The 18,008-nt window shown below is 66.9% G+C and carries 18 protein-coding genes and 1 pseudogene; 8 read left to right on the forward strand and 11 right to left on the reverse strand.

Translation table 11 applies throughout. The features are described 5' to 3' along the window. Positions 1–6 precede the first annotated feature (6 nt). A complete protein-coding gene (locus tag JW792_RS05940; protein ID WP_135997567.1) occupies positions 7–813 on the forward strand; it encodes a hypothetical protein in 807 nt (268 codons plus the stop codon). Here the strand turns inward: JW792_RS05940 and pseI are convergent. After that, on the reverse strand, positions 765–1,838 hold the full coding sequence (gene pseI / locus JW792_RS05945) for a pseudaminic acid synthase (RefSeq protein ID WP_135997566.1): 1,074 nt from the start codon (positions 1,836–1,838) through the stop codon (positions 765–767). The genes JW792_RS05940 and pseI overlap by 49 nt on opposite strands. 123 nt (positions 1,839–1,961) lie before the next feature. Between pseI and JW792_RS05950 the strand changes: the two genes are divergently transcribed. The 5 genes and pseudogenes from JW792_RS05950 to JW792_RS05975 all read left to right on the forward strand — a co-directional run bounded on the left by JW792_RS05950 (position 1,962) and on the right by JW792_RS05975 (position 6,905). Next, positions 1,962–3,170, forward strand: a complete 1,209-nt coding sequence (locus JW792_RS05950) for an ATP-grasp domain-containing protein (protein ID WP_135997565.1) — start codon at positions 1,962–1,964, stop codon at positions 3,168–3,170. Beyond that, positions 3,167–4,120 (forward strand): polysaccharide deacetylase family protein, encoded by a 954-nt coding sequence (locus JW792_RS05955; protein ID WP_135997564.1) that lies wholly within the window; start codon positions 3,167–3,169, stop codon positions 4,118–4,120. Before JW792_RS05950 ends, JW792_RS05955 begins: the two co-directional genes overlap by 4 nt. Further along, positions 4,117–5,243, forward strand: a pseudogene (locus JW792_RS16960) (DegT/DnrJ/EryC1/StrS family aminotransferase). Before JW792_RS05955 ends, JW792_RS16960 begins: the two are co-directional and overlap by 4 nt. Further along, complete coding sequence (locus JW792_RS05970; RefSeq protein ID WP_135997562.1) at positions 5,240–6,286, forward strand: beta/alpha barrel domain-containing protein; 1,047 nt, start codon at positions 5,240–5,242, stop codon at positions 6,284–6,286. Before JW792_RS16960 ends, JW792_RS05970 begins: the two are co-directional and overlap by 4 nt. Next, positions 6,276–6,905 carry a pseudaminic acid biosynthesis-associated methylase gene (locus JW792_RS05975; RefSeq protein WP_135997561.1) on the forward strand — a complete coding sequence of 210 codons (630 nt, stop codon included), beginning with the start codon at positions 6,276–6,278 and terminating at the stop codon, positions 6,903–6,905. Before JW792_RS05970 ends, JW792_RS05975 begins: the two co-directional genes overlap by 11 nt. Here the strand turns inward: JW792_RS05975 and JW792_RS05980 are convergent. From JW792_RS05980 to flbT, 9 genes are all read right to left on the reverse strand, one after another. Then, the gene (locus JW792_RS05980) at positions 6,902–7,588 is read right to left on the reverse strand and encodes a class I SAM-dependent methyltransferase (RefSeq protein WP_135997560.1); all 687 of its coding nucleotides are present in this window, start codon (positions 7,586–7,588) and stop codon (positions 6,902–6,904) included. The two genes, JW792_RS05975 and JW792_RS05980, sit on opposite strands and share 4 nt — an antisense overlap. A gap of 53 nt (positions 7,589–7,641) precedes the next feature. Further along, positions 7,642–8,526: a hypothetical protein gene (locus JW792_RS05985; RefSeq protein WP_135997559.1), complete on the reverse strand. Its 885-nt coding sequence runs from the start codon at positions 8,524–8,526 to the stop codon at positions 7,642–7,644. Then, positions 8,523–9,731, reverse strand: coding sequence for a UDP-4-amino-4,6-dideoxy-N-acetyl-beta-L-altrosamine transaminase (pseC, locus tag JW792_RS05990; protein ID WP_135997558.1), 1,209 nt, complete (start codon positions 9,729–9,731; stop codon positions 8,523–8,525). Before pseC ends, JW792_RS05985 begins: the two co-directional genes overlap by 4 nt. A 140-nt stretch (positions 9,732–9,871) precedes the next feature. Beyond that, positions 9,872–10,705: a flagellin gene (locus JW792_RS05995; protein WP_135997557.1), complete on the reverse strand. Its 834-nt coding sequence runs from the start codon at positions 10,703–10,705 to the stop codon at positions 9,872–9,874. A 202-nt stretch (positions 10,706–10,907) separates the two neighbouring features. Continuing rightward, positions 10,908–11,282 (reverse strand): flagellar protein FlaG, encoded by a 375-nt coding sequence (locus JW792_RS06000; protein ID WP_135997556.1) that lies wholly within the window; start codon positions 11,280–11,282, stop codon positions 10,908–10,910. A 127-nt stretch (positions 11,283–11,409) separates the two neighbouring features. Beyond that, the gene (locus JW792_RS06005; RefSeq protein ID WP_135997555.1) at positions 11,410–12,234 is read right to left on the reverse strand and encodes a flagellin; all 825 of its coding nucleotides are present in this window, start codon (positions 12,232–12,234) and stop codon (positions 11,410–11,412) included. A 366-nt stretch (positions 12,235–12,600) separates the two neighbouring features. After that, the gene (locus tag JW792_RS06010; RefSeq protein WP_135997554.1) at positions 12,601–13,431 is read right to left on the reverse strand and encodes a flagellin; all 831 of its coding nucleotides are present in this window, start codon (positions 13,429–13,431) and stop codon (positions 12,601–12,603) included. Between the two features lie 265 nt (positions 13,432–13,696). Then, positions 13,697–14,068, reverse strand: a complete 372-nt coding sequence (flaF, locus tag JW792_RS06015; protein WP_135997553.1) for a flagellar biosynthesis regulator FlaF — start codon at positions 14,066–14,068, stop codon at positions 13,697–13,699. 6 nt (positions 14,069–14,074) lie between these two features. Next, positions 14,075–14,485 (reverse strand): flagellar biosynthesis repressor FlbT, encoded by a 411-nt coding sequence (gene flbT / locus JW792_RS06020; RefSeq protein ID WP_135997552.1) that lies wholly within the window; start codon positions 14,483–14,485, stop codon positions 14,075–14,077. A gap of 206 nt (positions 14,486–14,691) precedes the next feature. Between flbT and JW792_RS06025 the strand changes: the two genes are divergently transcribed. Beyond that, the gene (locus JW792_RS06025; RefSeq protein ID WP_135997551.1) at positions 14,692–16,479 is read left to right on the forward strand and encodes a tetratricopeptide repeat protein; all 1,788 of its coding nucleotides are present in this window, start codon (positions 14,692–14,694) and stop codon (positions 16,477–16,479) included. A gap of 73 nt (positions 16,480–16,552) precedes the next feature. Further along, positions 16,553–17,404: an AAA family ATPase gene (locus JW792_RS06030; RefSeq protein WP_135997594.1), complete on the forward strand. Its 852-nt coding sequence runs from the start codon at positions 16,553–16,555 to the stop codon at positions 17,402–17,404. Between the two features lie 70 nt (positions 17,405–17,474). On the opposite strand, the gene JW792_RS06035 is transcribed toward JW792_RS06030, so the two are convergent. Continuing rightward, positions 17,475–17,993: a hypothetical protein gene (locus tag JW792_RS06035; RefSeq protein ID WP_135997550.1), complete on the reverse strand. Its 519-nt coding sequence runs from the start codon at positions 17,991–17,993 to the stop codon at positions 17,475–17,477. Between the last annotated feature and the right edge of the window lie 15 nt (positions 17,994–18,008).

The raw sequence follows: 18,008 nt of genomic DNA on the forward strand, positions 1-18,008 counted from the left end.
CCCCCCATGGGGACTGTGAGCTTTCTGTTGTGCGCCGGTGAAGGCGCGTCCGCCGACCGTGCCGGCGCGGGCGCGCAGCTGGCGCGCGCGCTGCTGGAACACGGCATCGCACGCAGCGCACCGGGCGGGTCCGGGCTGCTGATCCTCGCCGAGCCGCCCTTCGAGCCGACGCTGGCCGGCAACCTGGCGCGCAGCCGCGGCTTCGAGGCGGTGCAAAGGCGTGCCGAGCGGCTGCGGCGCAAGGCACGCACGCGCATGAAGGCGCCGCGGCTGGACAGCGTGCTCATCGCCCCGGAGCTTCTCGCCAGCCCGAAGACGCTCGGCGCCGTCCTCGCAGGCATTCGCGCCGGCGCACCTCACGCGCGTATCGAGGCTGCCAGGCTGCACCGCGAGCCTGTCTCGCACGAGCTCGAGACACGTTCACTCGTCACCGGACCGGGGGCGTATCTTCGCGCCTGCGCCCGGGCAGACCTCGTTATCGGCGGAGCGGGACTCGAAGCGCTCGATCGCTGCGCGGCGGGCCTCGCCCAGGTGCTCGTTCCGGCAAGCCCCGCGCAAGCACGCCTGGCCGCTGAACTCGACCGGGCCGGGGCGGGGATGAAGCTCAATGCCGGCGACGACGTCGCCGCCGCGCTCGAGCGCGTGCTGCGCGATCTCGCCATGATGCCGGCCATGCTGCGTCTGATGAGCGAGTGCGCCCTCGATCTCGCCGACTGCGTGGATCCCGACGAGACGTTCGAGGCGATCGCCGCGCTCGCCGGCGCTCAGATCGAGAATCCCTCCACCATGTCCGGGCTCAGAGGCTCGGCATAGGCGCAGTCGCGCGCCGCGCGCCTGCCGAGGATCTCTGGCAGGTATTTCGGCTTGAGGCCGCGGCCCGGCCGGATCGAGCGGACATTCTCGCGGGTGAAGACCTCGCCCGCCCTGACCGGCTTGACGATATAGAGCGAGCGCCGGCCCGCCTCGGTCTGCCGTTCGCTGGCGCTGCGTTCCAGTGTCAACGTCCGATTGGCCGCCCAGACCGCGCGGGCCGTATCGACGACCTGCTTCATCTCGTCCGGCTCGAGGGAGAAGAAATCGTCCTCCCCGCCCCCCGAGCGGTCGAGCGTGATGTGCTTCTCGATGACGCAGGCGCCCAGCGCCACGGCTCCGCCAGGGATCGCCGCGCCGGGCGTGTGGTCGGACAGACCGACGAGACAGCCCGGCAGGCGCTCCTTCAGGTATCCGATGCGCTGGAGATTGGCCTCTTCGTAAGGGGTCGGATAACCGGAGACGCAATGCAGCACGACCGGATGCTCGCACCCGTTTTCGCGCGCCGCGGCGACGGCCTCGTCGATCTCCTGCGGGCTGGCGAGGCCCGTCGACAGGATCAGCGGCTTGCCGGTGCGCGCGCAGGCCCCGATGAGGTCGAGATCCACGATCTCGTAGCTCGCGATCTTGAAGGCCGGCACGCCGAGCGCGTTCAGGAAATCGACCGCGGTCAGATCGAACGGTGCGGAGAAGGCCGCGATGCCGCGCTCGGCCGCCCGCCTCATCACCGGTTCGTGCCATGCCCAGGGCATGTGCGCGTCGTCGTAGAGCTGGAAGAGCGTGCGGCCCCTCCACGGCCCTTCGGTGATGTCGAAGCCGGGGCCGGAGGCCTCGATCGTGATCGTGTCGGCCCGGTAGGTCTGCATCTTGATCGCGTCGCAGCCGGCATCGGCAGCCGCATCGACGATGGCGAGCGCATTTTCCAGCCGGCCGTTATGGTTCGCGCTCATCTCCGCGATGACATAGGGCGGATGGTCGGGGCCGATGGCCCGGCCCGCGATGGCGATGGCTGGGACGGTCTCGGTCATGAAGGGTCCGTGGATCGGCCTGGTTAATCCTGGCAGAGACTGGGTCACACCGGTGAAGAAAGTCTTCACCGACTCGCGCGAGGCTGAGAGCTCGATCAGCTGCTGGCTGCGGGGTGCATCGTCTTGGCCCATCTCCTGTTCATCGGCGCCGGCCCGTTCCAGATGCCCGTCATCGAGGAGGCGCGCGCGCGCGGCTGCCGCATCTCGGCGGTGGACGGGAGCGCGGATGCGCCCGGTCTCGCGCTTGCCGACACCAGCGCCGTCGTCGACATCCGTAACGTCGAGGCCTGCCTGGCGCTCGGCCTCGGCCTGCAGCCCGATGGCGTGCTGGCGGTCGCGACCGAAGCGGGCATTCCCGCCGCCGCCGCGATCGCCGAGACGCTCGACCTTCCAGGACTTCGTGTCGACACGGCCCGCAAGGCGACCAACAAGCGGGCCATGCGCGACGCCTTCGAGGCGGCAAGTCTGCCGTCGGCCCGCTACCGGCTTTGCCGTCGCCTCGACGAGGCAGGCGCGGCCTTCCGCGAGCTCGGCCCCGAGGTCGTGGTCAAGCCCATAAACGGGGCGGGCTCGCGCGGGGTGAGCATGGTCACCCGGCTCGACGACATGGTCGAGGCCTTCGAGGCCGCAAGGACTGCGGCCGCGAGCGGAGAAGTGCTGATCGAGAATTTCATGGCCGGCCCGGAAGTCGCGCTGGAAGGCGTGATGAGCGCGGGCCGCTTCATCCCCCTTCTCGTCAGCGACAAGACGCGCAGCGATCCGCCCGCCCTGCTCGATATCTCCATCACCTATCCGAGCCTGAGACCGGCCATCGAGATAGAGGCGATCCACGCGCTTGCCGAGGCCGGGGCGCGCGCGCTCGGCATCGAGAACGCGCCGATCCACGTAGAGATGATCATGACCACCGACGGTCCGCATCTCGTCGAGATGGCGGCGCGCGGCGCGGGCTTTCACGTCTTCAACACCATCGTGCCGGCCGTAACCGGCATCGACACGCCGGCGCTGCAGGTCGATCTCGCCCTCGGCATCCCGATCGCCCTGCCCGACGCGGAGTCGCGCGCGGCGATCCTCGATTTCCCGCTGGTGGCGCCGGGCACGGTGGTGGCGGTCGAGGGCCTCGACGAGGTGCGCGCCGATCCGCAGGTGCTGTTCGCCGAATGCTTCGTGAAGCCGGGCGACCGGGTGCGGCCACTGAAATCTGGGTCGGACCGCGCCGCCGCAATTGCCGTGGCCGCCGACACCGCGCAAGACGCCCGCGCCGCGCTGGAGCGCGCGCGCACCACGCTGCGGATCGAGACCGTGAGCGAGGCGGCGCGGAGCGAGATCGCATGAGCGACCTGCCCATCGCCCTCACCTTCGACCTCGATCCGGACCTGTTCGACGAATCCGTCGCTCCAACGCAGGCGCGTACCAAGATCAGCTGGCGCTGCATCACGGAGGGTATCCCCCTGATCCGCGACCGCGTCGGCGAGGTCGCCGAGGCCGCCGGGCTGAAGCCGGCGCCGAGCTGGTTCGTGCGTGTCGACAACCAGATCGGCGATCTTTGGGGCCGGCCGGCCTGGCTGCTGGAGGAATACGGCGCGGTCTTCGAGGCGCTGGAGACGGCCGGCGAGGAGATCGCCTGGCATCCCCATCTCTACCGGCGCAGCGACACCGGCTGGGAGCAGGAAACCGACCCTTCCGCGCTCGCCGACAAGATGGAAGCCGCCCTCGCCGACATGAAGCGCTTCGGCTACGCCCCGCGTTGCGCCCGGATCGGGGAGGCCTACGGCTCGAACGCGATCATGGAAGCCCATGACCGGCTCGGCATCGAGTTCGACTCCACCGCCATGGCAGGCCGCAAGCGTGTCGATGCCGAGCGGATCATCGACTGGGAGGCCACCCCTCACCGCGCCTATCGTCCGTCGCAAGCCGATCACCGCATACCCGGCAAGCCTGCGCGCGACGTCGTCGAGATCCCGATGTCGATGCAGAGGGTGAAGGCCGACTACGACGCCGAGCCGTTCCTGCGCTATCTCGACCTCTCCTTTCATCCGCGGGCCCTCGCCCACGGTCTGGACGACCTGGTGCGCGATGCCGACTATCTCGTCACGGTTACCCATCCGAGCGCCTTCCTGAGCGATTTCGAACCCGCTGGCGGCCACGGCCTCGTCGCCTTCGATCCGCAGGCCCTCACCCGCAATCTCGACGCCGTCCTCGACGCCGCGGGCCGCCACGGGCGGCGCCCGCGCTTCCTGACGATCAGCCAGCTCGGCGACGAGCTGAGGCGGGAACTCCCATGAGCGCGGCGCGCGAACTCGAGACCGCGCTTGCCGCGGCCACCGGGCGGCGCCATGGCGTCGCGACGGGACGCGGCGCGACGGCGATCTGGCTCGCTCTCGAGGCGCTCGCCGCACGCCATCCGGATCGCCGGCGCGTCGTGCTGCCCGCCACGCTTTGCCTCAGCCCGCCGAGCGTTACCCGTCTTGCCGGCCTCGAGCCGGTCTTCTGCGATGTCGAGCCGGAGACAGGACAGATGGCTCCCCGCGCGCTCGGCGCGCTGCTCGACGCCGGCGAAGCCCCGCTGTGCGTCATCGCCGCCCATCTCTATGGCGAACCCTGCCGCATCGAGGAGATTGGGACGCTGTGCCGGCAGGCCGGGACGGCCTTGATCGAGGACGCGGCCCAGGCCTGGGGGCCAGCGTCGGCGGCCGGCCGGCCGGTAGTTTCGGCGATCTGTCCGTCGTCAGCTTCGGCCATACCAAGATCCTCGATGCCGGCGGCGGCGGGGCGGTGCTGACCGATGACGCCGGGCTCGCCGAAGACCTGGCGGCACGCGCCCGCGCCCTGCCGGGAAAGCCGGCCGAGACGGCGCAATGGGGCGCGGACTACCGATCGCGCTATTACGCCCTCGCCGCCGAGTTCGCCGCGCGGCCCGAAGCCCGGCGCGAGGTCGGCGCACTCTGTCTCGCCCGTCCGGAGCTCTACCGCTACCGGCTGGAGGAGGAGCAGGCCCGGCGCATCCTCGACGCCCTGCCGCGCACGGCCGCCGCCCTCGCCCATCGCCGCGCCATGGCGGAGCACTACGAGCAAAACCTCGATCCCGAGATCGAACGTCTGGCGCGCCGGAGCGGCGGTGCGCCCTGGCGCTTCTCCATCCTCGTCGAGCCCCACCAGCGCGCATCCCTGCTCGCAGGTCTGCGTGGCGCAGGCTTCGATGCGAGCGCCTGGTATCCGTGTCCCGCGCCCTTCTTCGCGAATGTCTCGCCCGAACACTTTCCCGGCAGCGCACAAATCGAGACGCGCATCGTCAATCTCTGGACAGACGAAAGCACGAATCCCGATAAAGTCTGCAGGGCGTCAACCTTCATTAATGAAGCATTAGCGCAATTCGGCTCCTCTGGAGTGCGAAAGGTGGCCCGATGACCCAGACCCGCATCACGCTCTTCGACTGCACGCTGCGCGATGGCAGCTACCAGATCGATTTCGGATTCGACGCCAATCATACCTACGCGCTGGTCCAGCATCTGGAAGAGGCCGGCGTGGACGAGATCGAGGTCGGCCACGGGCTCGGCCTCGGCGCGGAGCGCTCCGGCACGGCCCCGGCCGGGGAGAGCGACGCCAGATACATGGCCGCAGCGCGCATGGCTGCGAGGAAAGCCAGGATCGGCGTCTTTGCCATGCCCGCCTTCGCCACGCTCGACGACATCGGTGCGGCGAAGGACGCGGGGATGGACTTCCTGCGCTTCGGCGTGGATGCGGCGAAGCTGGAAACCGCCGAGCCCTTCGTGCGCCACGCGGTGGAACTCGGCCTGTCGACCACGGTCTTCCTCATGAAGACCTACACGCTTCCCGTCGCGGAACTGCGCCGCAAGGCCCACCTGTTCGAAGCGTGGGGGGCAGAGGCCGTGGCGATCGTGGACAGCGCCGGCGGCATGATCCCGGCCCAGGTGCGCAATTACGTGCGCGCCATTACCGACAAGACGAAACTGAAGGTCGCCTTCCACGGCCACAACAATTTCCAGCTCGCCGTCGGCAACGCATTTGCCGCCATCGAGGCGGGCGCGACCATCCTCGACGCCTCGCTGAAAGGAATGGGCCGCTCCTCAGGCAATGCGCAGATCGAGGTACTGGCCGCCGGGCTCAAGCGGGCGGGCTACCAGGTCAATGCCGATCCGATGGAGCTCGCCTTCGTCGCCGACAAGTTCATAACCCGTGCCGAGTTCGAGGGCGGGATCACCACCACCGACCTGGTCCAGGCCATGGGCCTCGTCCACTCCGGCATGCAGGGCAAGATCGATCGCGCCGCGAGCGAGTTCGGAGTCGACGCCAAGCTTCTCACCCTCAAGGTCGGCCGCCTGGGCGGCGGACTCGATCTCGATCTCAACGCCGTGCGGGCCGCCGCCCAGATCCTGGTATGGGAGAAGGAAGACGGCGTCGCCGCAGAGGACATCGCGCATGCCATCTGAACGCCCTGTCGAGCACTGGAAGGGCGCCTTCGGCGACGCCTACATCTCGCGCAACGTCGCCGACATCGCAGCGGTGCGCCAGCGCACACTGGCCTGGGGGCGCTATCTCTGGCCGATCATGGCCGAGTTGCCGAACTCCGTCCTGGAGGTGGGCTGCTCTATCGGAATCAATCTGCGCGCGCTGAAGAACCTCGTCGGTGCCGAACTGTTCGCCGTCGAGCCCAATGAAAGCGCGCGCAAGCGCGTGATCGCCGAGGGCGTGCTCGACACCGACCATATCTTCGACGCGACCGCGGACAGGCTGCCCCTCGCCGATGGCGCGGTGGAGCTGAGCTTCACCACCGGGGTGCTGATCCACGTACCGCCGAGCGAGCTTCCCGCCGCGATGGACGAGCTCCACCGGGTTTCCAGCCGCTACGTGCTGATGAGCGAGTATTTCGCTGATCAGCCCGAGGAGAAGGCCTATCGCGGCGAAACGGGGCTCCTGTTCAAGCGTGATTTCGGCGCAATGATGCTGGAACGCCATCGCGACCTGAAGCTGGTCGATTACGGCTTCCTGTGGAAGCACGCCGGAGCCAGCGACAGCGGAAACTGGTGGCTGTTCGAGAAGCGCGGCTAGCGCGCGCCCAACGCGTAGAAGAAATCGACGTCAGCCTTGGCATGCCGCTCGGTCATGCGTCCGGTGACGGTCTCGCAGAACACCTCGCGCATCATTTCGCCGAGCTGATCCTCGCTCTCGAAATAGGCCATGGTCTGGCCCTTTCGGAAATCCTCATACGCGATCTCGTACCGGTTGGGGCCGAGCCGGGTGGCGCTTCGGCGCAGATAATGTCCGGGGCCTGCCGAGACGACGAAGCAGCGCCCGCCGGGCGCCAGCACGCGCGCATATTCGGCCATCGCGGCCCTCAGCCCCTTCGCATCGTCCTCGTAGTGGATCACGTTGATCGACAGCAGGATGTCGAAGCGCGCGTCCTCATGGGGAATGGACCGGTTGGAGCCGACCCGGATCTCGGCGTCGATTCCCTGGTCTTTCGCCGCCTGCCGCGAGATCGCGGCCATGTCCTCGTTAATCTCGATACCGTGGCATTCGCAGCCCCGGTCGGCGAACGGGACGAGATTGTTCAGATACATCGCCCCGACATCGAGCACGCGTGTGCCGCCCGTGATCTCCGGAGCGAGACCGGAATACCGGCTGGAGAACAGGGCGCGCAGCATGAGTTCGCTGGGATGGTGGCGCACGATGCGCGCTGAACCTTCCACCCCGAGGCTCTTCGCGCCCCATGCCTTGCCCTTCTCGTTCATCTCCGCCTCCCGCTGCCTCCGGTGAGGCTGGTGCGATCCGGCTTAACCGGGCGTTACGCGCCGGACCCGACAAGTTCGCGGCACAGCGCGCTGATGCGCTTCACGCCCTGTCCGTCCACCAGGCTTGCAGCCTTCATGGCAACCTGTGCCTGACGCGCCGGGTCGGGCGGAGCGAGCAGGTCGAGCCCCGTGCCAAGGATCGCCCCCTGCGCGAGGAGGTCTGCGGCGAAGCGTTCCTCCTCTGCCGTCTGCGGCAATACATGGACCGCCTTGCCGAGACACATCAGTTCCATCAGCGTCGTGCCGGCATTGGCGACCGCCCAGGCGCACGAGGCCATGAGGAAGGGCAGGTCGGGCGGCGTCACGCGGACATCGACACCCCATGGCGCTTCGGGCAAGGGCCCGGCCAGCGGTCCGCGCACGAGGATGACTTGCTGCCCGGCTTCGGCGAGACGTGCGGCGGCGGCCGGCCCCCTGTCGCCGAGATCGGATCCCCCGATGGAGACGAGCACATGCTCCCCGCCTTGCGCCACGGCCTCGCGAATTTCCAGCCGGATGATGGCGTAGTCGAGCCCGTGAAGAACGCGCCTGGCGGCCACCGGGCCCGCCGGCGCATTGGTGCGCAGCGCGAGATCGGCCTCGGCGCGACCGGTGTAATCGAGGGCGATTGCGGGCCGGCGGGCCTTGCGGGCCGCTTCGACGAATTCGCTTCCGTCATAGGGAAGGTCGACCAGGGTGAGGTCCGGCGCCCCCGCACGCGGACTGCTCGCCCGGTCGGCGAGAGCCGCTCGCGCGACATCGGATTGCGGCGCCCATCGCACCGCGAAACCGTCCTCGACGAGCGTCTGGCTCAGCGTGCGCATGCGGCTGATATGGCCGTAGCCGAGACCCGCCCCACCATCGACGACGATCTCAACGAGGGGGACGTCCGGGCTCATCCGGCCTCCAGCGCCTCGGCCAGCGCCCCGGCGACGCGCGCGGGATCATCATCCGCCATGGCCGGGTAGAGCGGCAGCGAAAGGGTCCTTGCGTAGTAGGTGTCGGCGCCCGGCAGGCGCTCGGGGCCATAACGCGCGGTATAATAGGGCTGTGTATGGACAGGGATGTAGTGCACCTGAGAGCCAACGCCGCGGTCCTTGAGCCGTTCCATGACCGTCTCGCGCGCCACTCCCGCCGCCTCGAAATCGATGCGCACGTTCATGAGGTGGCGGCAGGAATCCGTCTCCGCGCGCCCGGCGGGCGGCAGGACGAGCGGGGCGAGCGGTTTCAGCGCCTCCTCGTAGAGGGAGGTCAACTCGCGACGCCGGGCCGCGAAACGCGAGAGCTTGGCGAGTTGGGAACGTCCGAGCGCGGCGTTGATGTCGGGCATGCGGTAATTCCAGCCGAGTTCGCCCATCTCGTGATACCAGGGCCATTCCCCGGCCCGGGGCTCTCCCATCCGCACTGGATCGCGTTCGATCCCGTGACTGCGGCGGCGGCGCATGGTCTCGGCTGCCTCCTCGTGGCGGGTGGTCACCATCCCCCCTTCCCCGCACGCCAGCGTCTTGACGGGGTGAAACGAGAAGACGGCGGCGTCGCAAAAGCCTGCATCGCCGACGAGCCGGCTTTGTCCGCCAGCATCCGTCCAGCGGCTCGCCAAGGCATGGCAACTGTCGGCGACGAGCACGGCGCCTTCCGCCTGCACCCGGGCATGCAAGGTCTCCAGATCGCAGGGCAGGCCGGCAAGGTGGACCGGCAGCACGGCCGCGAGGCGGGCCCCTGAAAAGCGCGTGCGGGCCCGCAGGATGGCCGCGTCGAGGGTAGCCGGCGTCATCAACCCGCTCTGCGGATCGACATCGGCGAAGACCACCTCGGCGCCGCAATAGCGCGCAGCGTTGGCGGTGGCCAGGAAGGTGAGGCTCGGCACGATGCAGACATCGCCGGGCGCGACGCCGAGCGCATCCAGCGCGAGATGAAGGCCCGCCGTCGCACTGTTGCACGCAATGCAATGCACAGCCCCGCCGTGCCAGCGGGAAAACTCCGCCTCGAAGGCGGGTATCTCGGGGCCCGTGGTCAGATAGTCGCTGCGCAGAACCCGAGCGACCGCCTCGATGTCGTCGTCCTCGATGACCTGGCGGCCGTAGGGCAGGAAAGAATCGCTCATCACCTCACCTCCAGCGTCACGATAAGGCTAATCGCTCCGTGTGCCATGGAGTCAAAAGAAACGCCCGGCGTCGGGTGACGCCGGGCGAGGCTTGGGTGGTGGGATGGAACGGGCTGGGATTGGATGCCCGTCCAGGTCTTCTATCGCCCGAAGAGCGACAGAATGATTTGCGGCTCGGAGTTGGCGATCGAGAGCGCCTGCACACCGAGCTGCTGCTTGACCTGCAAGGCCTGCAGCCGCGCGCTTTCCTTGGCGAGGTCGGCATCGACGAGATTGCCGACCCCCTCGTTGAGCTTGTCGATCAGCTTGCCCACGAAGGTGCGGTGGGATTCGATCTTCTTCAGGTCCGAACCGAGATCGGCCAGGGCCTGGTTGACGTTGTCGAGGCTCGTCTGGATCGCCGAGACGACGTTTCCGGCGAGCGTCGCCGAGCCGAGCGAGGCGGTCGAGCTGATGGTGATGATCGAGCCCGACACCGACATGTCCTGGGAGCCGAGCGTCACGGTGCGCGCCGCGTCCCCGTCCGCGAGGAAGGCGATCCCGCCGGTGATCGAGCCGTTGAGGATATTGGCGCCGTCGAACTCGGCGTTGGCGAGCACGGTCTGGACCTGCTCGAGCAGGGCCTTGAAGTCGCCGTCATAGGCCTGGCGGGAGAAGGTGTCGATGGACGGGTCCATCGCCGCGGTGGCCTTCTCGCGCATCTCGATGAGAAGGTCGGAGATGGCCTCGCCCGCTGCGAGCGCGACGTCGCCGATCGAGACCGCCCGGTCGAGCGAGGTCTGCACCGAGCCGAGCGCGCCGATATCGGCCCGCATGCCCTGCGCGACGGCGAAGACGGAGGAGTTGTCCTTCGCGCCGGAGACCTTCAGGCCGGTGTTGATCTTCTGCTGGACGTCCTGCATCTGCGAGTTTGTCTTGTTCAGATTCTGCAGGGCGATCATCGCCGAGGTGTTGGTGTGGACGCTCAGCGCCATTGGTCTTCTCCCGTTTCACCGTCACGCCGCTTCTTGCGGCTCTCGCTTCGTTAACAGCAACGGGCGGGCCAAGTCGGGCCACCTCCGGATTCAATGTTGATTTTCAGCGGTCTAAATGAAATCGCCCGCATAGCGGCAGGGCCATGCGGGCGCTTGATATGGTTAATCCTGCCCAGTTTGCCGGGCAGGTCTTGCCGGGCGGTCAGGCTCGTTCGTTGATCAGGGGGTAGCCGTCGCGCAGGAAGACCATGAGGTCGAGATAGCTCTGCGGCGGCCAGCGCCGGATCGTCTCGCCGGTATCCTCGTTGAAGATGCGGTAGATGAACTGGCCGGATTCCTCGTGCCGGTCGATCTTCAGCCGGTTGTATTCCAGAGCGCTTACCGTTTCGCGCATTTTCTCGATCGCGGCGACCTGATCGTCGATGTCGAGCGCCTCGAATGCGCGCAGCTCGTCCTTCGAAGACAGATCGCTCTTGTTGCTCCCTCGCGGATCCTTGCGCGCCGGTTCAACCGGTTCTGCAATGCGCACATCCAACCCGGAGCGAACACCCGTCGCACCTGTGGTGAGCCGTTCCATGGGTCATACCCGTCCTTTCCTCGCGCTCTCGGGCGCGGTGTTCCAATTGCTCCCTTGGTCAGCTGCGTCCTGGCGGAAAAGGGGGCGGCGGCGGAACCCCACGTAACGCCGCCGCCCGATCTTCCGATTAGCGGAAGTAGCCGAGGATCGAGCTCGGCGCGGAATTGGCGATCGACAGCGCCTGGATACCCAGCTGCTGCTTGACCTGCAGGGACTGCAGGCGAGCCGATTCCTTGGCGAGATCCGCGTCGACCAGGTTGCCGATACCCGTTTCCAGGGCGTCGGAAAGCTTGGAGACGAACGTCTTGTGAACCTCGAGCGACTTCGCACCGGTACCCAGTCGCGCCAGCGCCGAGTTCAGGTTGTCCAGCGAGGTCCCGATCGCCGAAGCGGCGTTCGAGGCGTTGGTCGCGGTGTTGATCTGCGTCGTGGCCGCGATCGTGAGGGTCGAGCCGGTCAGGCTGAGGTCCTCGTTCTGGATCGTGATCACGTTGTTGCCGTCAGCACTGGCGAGAGCCGTGATGTCCGCGGCGCCGTTCGAGATCAGGTTGGTGCCGTTGAACTCGGCGTTCGAGACGATCGTCGAGATCTGATCGCGAAGCGCCTTGAAGTCCTCGTTCAGGGCGTTGCGGGACGCCGTGTCGAGGGAGGTGTCGGACGCGGCGAGCGCCTTTTCCTTCATCTCGACGAGCAGGTCCGAGATCGCCTCGCCCGCGGCCAGGGCCACGTCGACGGTGGAAACCGCAAGATCGAGAGAGTTGGAGACGGCCTTGTAGGCGCCGACATCGGCCCGCATGCCCTGGGCGATGGCGTAGATGCCGCCATTGTCTTTCGCCGAGGAAACGGCGAGGCCCGTGGAGATGCGCTGCTGAACCTGCTGCAGATCCGTGTTGGTCTTGTTCAGGTTCTGGAGGGCGATCATAGCGCCCGGATTGGTATTGATCGTAGCCATTTCTTGGCTCCTTTCGCTTTCTACGGATGAGGCGCACCTTTTGCGCGCCAGGTCTTCTGACCCGGAGAGCGAGGCAGCAAGGGCCGGGCCAGTCTCGCCGAGCCCTTCCGCGACCAGCACCGATCGGCCTTTGCCAGTTGAAAATCACGGGTAGTTCGGGGAGCCGCGCACTGCACGGCGCAAGGCAATAATTGCCGGCGCGGGGCGGATTTATCCCGGCAAAATCTTCCGCAGAGGCAAAATTTTCCGCTTAAGGGGTGATGAATTTTTGACGCGAAATTGATTTGGTAAACAGGACCTTAACCGTGCGGGCGGTCAAAAAAAATGCCGGGGCCGCGTGGTGGCGGCGGCCCCGGCCGAATGACCCTAGCTCCGGAAGAAGGACAGGATGGACTGCGGCGCGGCATTGGCGATGCCGAGCGCCTGGATCCCGAGCTGCTGCTTGGTCTGCACAGCCTGGAGCCTTGCGCTTTCCTTCGCCAGGTCCGCGTCGACGAGATTGCCGATCCCCTTTTCCAGAGCGTCGGACAGTTTGGTGACGAACGAGTCGTGGATCTCGAGGGCCTTGGACTTGGTCCCCAGACGTGCGAGCGCCTGGTTCACGTTGTCCAGCGAGGTCTCGAGCTGACCTGCGATCGTGCTCGCGGCGGTCGCGGTCGAGAACGAGGAGGTCGAGGTAATGGTCACGATGGAGCCCGACAGAGAGAGGTTCTCGTCGGCCACCGTGATCGTGTTCGAGCCGTCCTGGTTCGCCAGCGCGACGAAGCCGTTGGTCGAGTTGTTGATGAGGTTGACGCCGTTGAACTCCGCATTCGACACGATCGTGGAGATCTGGTCGCGCAGGGCCTTGTAGTCTTCGTTCAGGGCCGAACGGGACGCGGTATCCAGCGATGCGTCGGATGCGGCGAGCGCCTTCTCCTTCATCTCGATGAGCAGGTCGGAAATCGCCTCGCCGGCAGCGAGCGCGACATCCACGGTCGCCATGCCCCGGTCCAGAGACTGCTGAACGGCCGAATAGCCCGACACCTGCGAACGCATGCGCTGAGCGATGGCGTAGATACCGCCATCGTCCTTCGCACCCGCCACCTCGAGGCCGGTATTGATGCGCGTCTGAATCTCAGACAGCTCCATATTCGTCTTGTTCAGGTTCTGGAGGGCGACCATCGCCCCCGGGTTGGTGTTCACCGAAGTGGTCATTGTGGGGTTCCTCCGTTCTGGAAGCTGGAACGGCCGTTTTGGCCGGCGGACGTTTTGTCCTGCCCAGGCAAGCGCAAACCCCGTGCCGGACCGGGCCGGAGAGTGGAGGAAAAACAGCCAATGAATCCCGCGACTTGAAATCTGCGCCGCGCGGCGCGCTCGGAACGCGACCAGATCGGCCGGAACGAATCTGCCGACCGGCAAAATCAAGGCCGCCCGGATGATCCGGACGGCCTCTGGGTCAAGCCTGGAATTGCGCTTGCGGTCAGACCGCCTCGGCGTGGGCGGCCTGGGGCGCAAGGCCCTGCATGATTGTCTTGTTGATGTCGATGAGGGTCTCGAAATCACTCTCCCCGCGCATCACCGCACTCGTTTCCTTCGAAACGAAGATGGCGAGCGAGATGATCGCCGCGCGAAGCCCTTCGGGCAGCTGGTTGCCGTCACTGCCGCAGTCGGCAGCAAGCCCCGTCCACATACGCCTGTTCCAGTCGAGCGCGTCGGCGCGCTTCCTGATCTCGGTCGAGCCGGCATCTCGCGCCTCGATGAGCGCGCGCGTGACCTGGCCGAACAGGCGGTATTCTGTCTCGCGTGGATTTTCGGCGCGGGCCGAGGCGGTCTGGTACGCACGATAGGACATGGAGACCTAGTCCTTGCTGCTGTGGGGCGCGATGCCCATGCGTTCGGCTTCGTAATTGATCAACTTCCGGCAGCGCAGGAGCGCCTTGTAGTACTCCCCGCTCATAACCTCGCGGCTGATCGAAACGCATTCGGCGAGGATGTCCGGATTGGAGATCGCGCCCATGAACTCGGTCATGCGCACCACGAACTCGTCGTAGACGCGGTCCTCGGCCTGCGAGGACAGGTACATCATCATGACCGGGAAATAGATGCGCCGGGCCGGAGTGTTGGCCTCGTGCTCCTGCATGATGTCCTTCTCGCGCAGGACCGAGGCCTTGTTCTGGAGCACCAGCGTCGCCCGGCGATCGCCGTTCTCGACGACGGCACCGTTCAGCACGAAACGCTCGCCGGGTTTGAGGGACAATTTCAGCGGCATGGCGGCGCGGTCTCCATCGAGATCTGGGCGCAGGACCAAGATTTGGCCCGGCTGGCTGAAGGCAGAGTGAAAGAACACGGTGAACAAAGAGTTTCGCGCACCGCGGCAGGTGTGCCCCTGCCCCTCGCCGATGATTAGCGAAACCTTAAGCGAAACGGCGCTCCATCGGCCAGCACAGAATTGTTTCACCTGTCCCGGAGCATGCCATGACGGCCCTGATCGATCTCAATGCCGAGCTCGCCGCCGGTGCCGAACTCCAGAAGAATGCCGCCAAGGGTGCGGCATCGGTCGCCACGAAAGCCAATCTGGAGAAGGTGCTGGCCCAGGCTCCGGCCGATCAGGCCCCGCCCAAGCTCGCCGGCCTGCTGAAGCGCGCGGTGCGCATGATCGACCAGAAGGGCCCGGCCGAAGGCGCACGCATCGCGCTCAAGGCCCTCGATCTCGCCCCGGAGCACCCGCTGTCCAATCACGTCATGGCGCTGTGCCTGGAGCGCCTTGGCCGGCTTTCGAAATCGCTCGAATTCTACGAGCGCGCCTGGCGGCTCGACCCGAAGAACCCGGAAATCTACCAGAATCTCGGCATGGTCGCCTGGAAGCTCGACATGCTGGACGCCGCGGAGAAATTCATCCGGCTCTTCGCCCAGATGGCTCCGGACAGCGCTGCCGCCGCGATCAACCTGTCGGGCGTGCTGCGCGACCAGGGCAAGTTCTCCGATGCGATCGAACTGCTGCGCGCCGCGATCTACCGCGCACCGGACAATGCCGAACTGTGGAACTCGCTCGGCACGGTGTTGCTCGAGGCCGGCGATCCCGAGCAGGCCGCCACCTTCTATCTCGAAGCGCTGCGCCTGAAGGAGGGCTTCTCGCGGGCCCATCACAACCTTGCCTACACGCTGGAACTGCGCGGCGACGTGGAGGGCGCGGTCGAGCACTTCAAGAAGGCGCTGGAAAACCCGCAAAGCGAGACCGACCGCATCACGATGGAGCATGGCCTCGCGCTCACCACGCTCGCGCTGGGCAAGCTCGAGGAGGGCTGGCAGCGCTATGCGATCCGCCTCAACCCTCAGTTCGAGGCCTCCACCTTCTTCCAGTACGGCGGCAAGATGTGGGACGGTGCCGACCCTGCGGCGCTGGCCGGCAAGACGGTGCTGGTCAGCGGCGAGCAGGGCCTCGGCGACGAGATCATGTTCGCCCAGATGCTGCCGGACATCATCGAGGCCGTCGGGCCGGACGGCGAGGTGCGCCTGGCCACGGAACGCCGGCTGGTCGCGCTGATGCAGCGCTCCTTCCCGCAGGTGAAGGTCGCCTGCCACTACACCGTCAGCCGGGAGGGGCGCGAATTCCGTTTCGCCCCGGATCTGACGAAGGACGGCAAGGTCGACCTGTGGTTTCCCATCGCCAACGCCTGCCGCAGCTTCCGCACCCGCTTCGAGGACTTCGCGGAGGGCGCCTTCCTGACCGCCGATGAGGAACTGGTCGAGCAGTTCCGCGCCCAGCTCGCCGGCTTCGGGCCGGGGCTCAAGGTGGGCCTGCTCTGGAAATCGCTGAAGATGACGGCCAAGCGCACGAAGTTCTTTTCCGGCTTCGAGGCATGGAAGCCGGTGCTGACCTTGCCCGGTATCGAGTTCGTCAATCTCCAGTACGGCGAGGTCGCCGCCGAGCTGGCGCGCGCGAAGACCGAGTTCGGCGTGACCATCCACCAGCCGGAAGGCCTGGATCTCAAGGACGATCTCGATCACGTGGCCGCGCTGGGCACGGCCTGCGATCTCGTCGTGGGCCCGATGAACGCGACGATCAACCTCACCGCGGCGAGCGGCGGCCGTGCGATCGTCATCCAGAACCAGCGCCGCACCTGGGTGAACATGGGCCAGGACCGCCTGCCCTGGTATCCGCAGATCGAGGTGGTCTATTCCGACGCCTTCGGCAACTGGGGGTCGCTGATGGATTCCCTGGCCGCACGCCTGTCCCGGGAAGCACGGTCCGCAGCGGCCTGACCCTGCCCCTTGCCGAAAGAGCCCGCTTCGCTAGGGTTTGGCATGGAGACACAAGGGCCGGCCCGCGAAGGAAATTTCGATGCGTTTCGAAGGCACAAAGAGCTATGTCGCGACCGAGGAACTCGCCGCGGCTGTCAATGCGGCGATCGTGCTGGAGCGCCCGCTTCTGGTGAAGGGCGAACCGGGCACCGGCAAGACCGAACTCGCGCGGCAGGTCGCCGACGCCCTCGGCGCGCCGATGCTGGAGTGGCACATCAAGTCGACGACCAAGGCCCAGCAGGGACTTTACGAGTACGACGCCGTGGCGCGCCTGCGCGACAGCCAGCTCGGCGACGACCGGGTCAACGACGTGCGCAACTACATCCGCAAGGGCAAGCTGTGGGAGGCCTTCACCGCCGATGAGCGACCGGTCCTGCTGATCGACGAGATCGACAAGGCCGATATCGAGTTTCCCAACGACCTCCTGCAGGAACTCGACCGGATGGAGTTCTTCGTCTACGAGACCGGCGAGACCATCAAGGCGAAACAGCGCCCGATCGTCATCATCACCTCGAACAACGAGAAGGAGCTTCCCGACGCCTTCCTGCGGCGCTGCTTCTTCCACTTCATCGCCTTTCCCGACGAGGAGACGATGGAGGCGATCGTCAATGTGCACTTCCCCAAGCTGAAGGGCCGGCTGCTCTCCGAAGCGCTGCGCGTCTTCTACGAGGTGCGCCAGATCCCGGGCCTGAAGAAGAAGCCCTCGACCAGCGAACTGCTGGACTGGCTGAAGCTTCTCCTGGTCGAGGACATCGACCCGTCCGTGCTGCGCGAGCGCGATTCCAGGAAGCTCATCCCGCCGCTGCACGGCGCGCTCCTGAAGAACGAGCAGGACGTCCAGGTCTTCGAGAAGCTGGCCTTCCTGGCGCGGCGCGACGGCAACTGAGGCCTCGCGCAGCCTGCGTGACCGCATGTCTTCCCGGCACAGTCCGCTGCTAGCCTGCTGCGGTCTCCCGCTACTCGGCCGTTCTTTGCATCTGCATGACCGCAGCCGGCTGCCACTGCGCGTCCGGGCTGGCGCGCGTGTCGATCTCCACCACCAGCGTGTCGGCGTCGAAGCGGGTCCAGCGGCTGCGCCTCAGAGCCGGACCGGGCGCATCCTCGCCAAGTCCGCTCTGTGCTAGGAGTTCCGGATCCGGGCTGAACACCGCGCCCTCGCCGCCGGTCTGCGAGCGCATGAATTCGTAGTCTAGCACGGCCTCGCCGCCGGCGGAGAACTCCACCCAGGCCCCGAGATCGGGCCGGTAGGCCCAGCTGACGAACTCGCGCCCCGCCGGACCGTCGAGAAAGCCGCCGGTCATGCAGCCTCCGGCCATCGGCCAGCCCTGCCATGAAATCTCGGCCGGTTCACCGCCGGTCGGTCTCACCTCGCCGGCCCAGATGCCCTGCAGGGCGGAGAAGGCGTTCTCCTGGCCGCCCGGGCACGCGCTCGCGGCGAGCTGGGCCGCCAGAGCGGCCGTCAACAGCACGGTCATGGCTCGTATCCTCCC

This window comes from Marinicauda algicola (genome assembly GCF_017161425.1).
Classification (GTDB): domain Bacteria; phylum Pseudomonadota; class Alphaproteobacteria; order Caulobacterales; family Maricaulaceae; genus Marinicauda; species Marinicauda algicola.

What these genes read in the sequence shown, in the direction of transcription:
- JW792_RS05940 (WP_135997567.1), top strand. Translation starts at nt 7, where the DNA reads ATGGGGACTGTGAGCTTTCTGTTGTGCGCCGGTGAAGGCGCGTCCGCC.
- pseI (WP_135997566.1), bottom strand. Translation starts at nt 1,838, where the DNA reads ATGACCGAGACCGTCCCAGCCATCGCCATCGCGGGCCGGGCCATCGGC.
- JW792_RS05955 (WP_135997564.1), top strand. Translation starts at nt 3,167, where the DNA reads ATGAGCGACCTGCCCATCGCCCTCACCTTCGACCTCGATCCGGACCTG.
- JW792_RS05970 (WP_135997562.1), top strand. Translation starts at nt 5,240, where the DNA reads ATGACCCAGACCCGCATCACGCTCTTCGACTGCACGCTGCGCGATGGC.
- JW792_RS05975 (WP_135997561.1), top strand. Translation starts at nt 6,276, where the DNA reads ATGCCATCTGAACGCCCTGTCGAGCACTGGAAGGGCGCCTTCGGCGAC.
- JW792_RS05980 (WP_135997560.1), bottom strand. Translation starts at nt 7,588, where the DNA reads ATGAACGAGAAGGGCAAGGCATGGGGCGCGAAGAGCCTCGGGGTGGAA.
- JW792_RS05985 (WP_135997559.1), bottom strand. Translation starts at nt 8,526, where the DNA reads ATGAGCCCGGACGTCCCCCTCGTTGAGATCGTCGTCGATGGTGGGGCG.
- pseC (WP_135997558.1), bottom strand. Translation starts at nt 9,731, where the DNA reads ATGAGCGATTCTTTCCTGCCCTACGGCCGCCAGGTCATCGAGGACGAC.
- JW792_RS05995 (WP_135997557.1), bottom strand. Translation starts at nt 10,705, where the DNA reads ATGGCGCTGAGCGTCCACACCAACACCTCGGCGATGATCGCCCTGCAG.
- JW792_RS06000 (WP_135997556.1), bottom strand. Translation starts at nt 11,282, where the DNA reads ATGGAACGGCTCACCACAGGTGCGACGGGTGTTCGCTCCGGGTTGGAT.
- JW792_RS06005 (WP_135997555.1), bottom strand. Translation starts at nt 12,234, where the DNA reads ATGGCTACGATCAATACCAATCCGGGCGCTATGATCGCCCTCCAGAAC.
- JW792_RS06010 (WP_135997554.1), bottom strand. Translation starts at nt 13,431, where the DNA reads ATGACCACTTCGGTGAACACCAACCCGGGGGCGATGGTCGCCCTCCAG.
- flaF (WP_135997553.1), bottom strand. Translation starts at nt 14,068, where the DNA reads ATGTCCTATCGTGCGTACCAGACCGCCTCGGCCCGCGCCGAAAATCCA.
- flbT (WP_135997552.1), bottom strand. Translation starts at nt 14,485, where the DNA reads ATGCCGCTGAAATTGTCCCTCAAACCCGGCGAGCGTTTCGTGCTGAAC.
- JW792_RS06025 (WP_135997551.1), top strand. Translation starts at nt 14,692, where the DNA reads ATGACGGCCCTGATCGATCTCAATGCCGAGCTCGCCGCCGGTGCCGAA.
- JW792_RS06035 (WP_135997550.1), bottom strand. Translation starts at nt 17,993, where the DNA reads ATGACCGTGCTGTTGACGGCCGCTCTGGCGGCCCAGCTCGCCGCGAGC.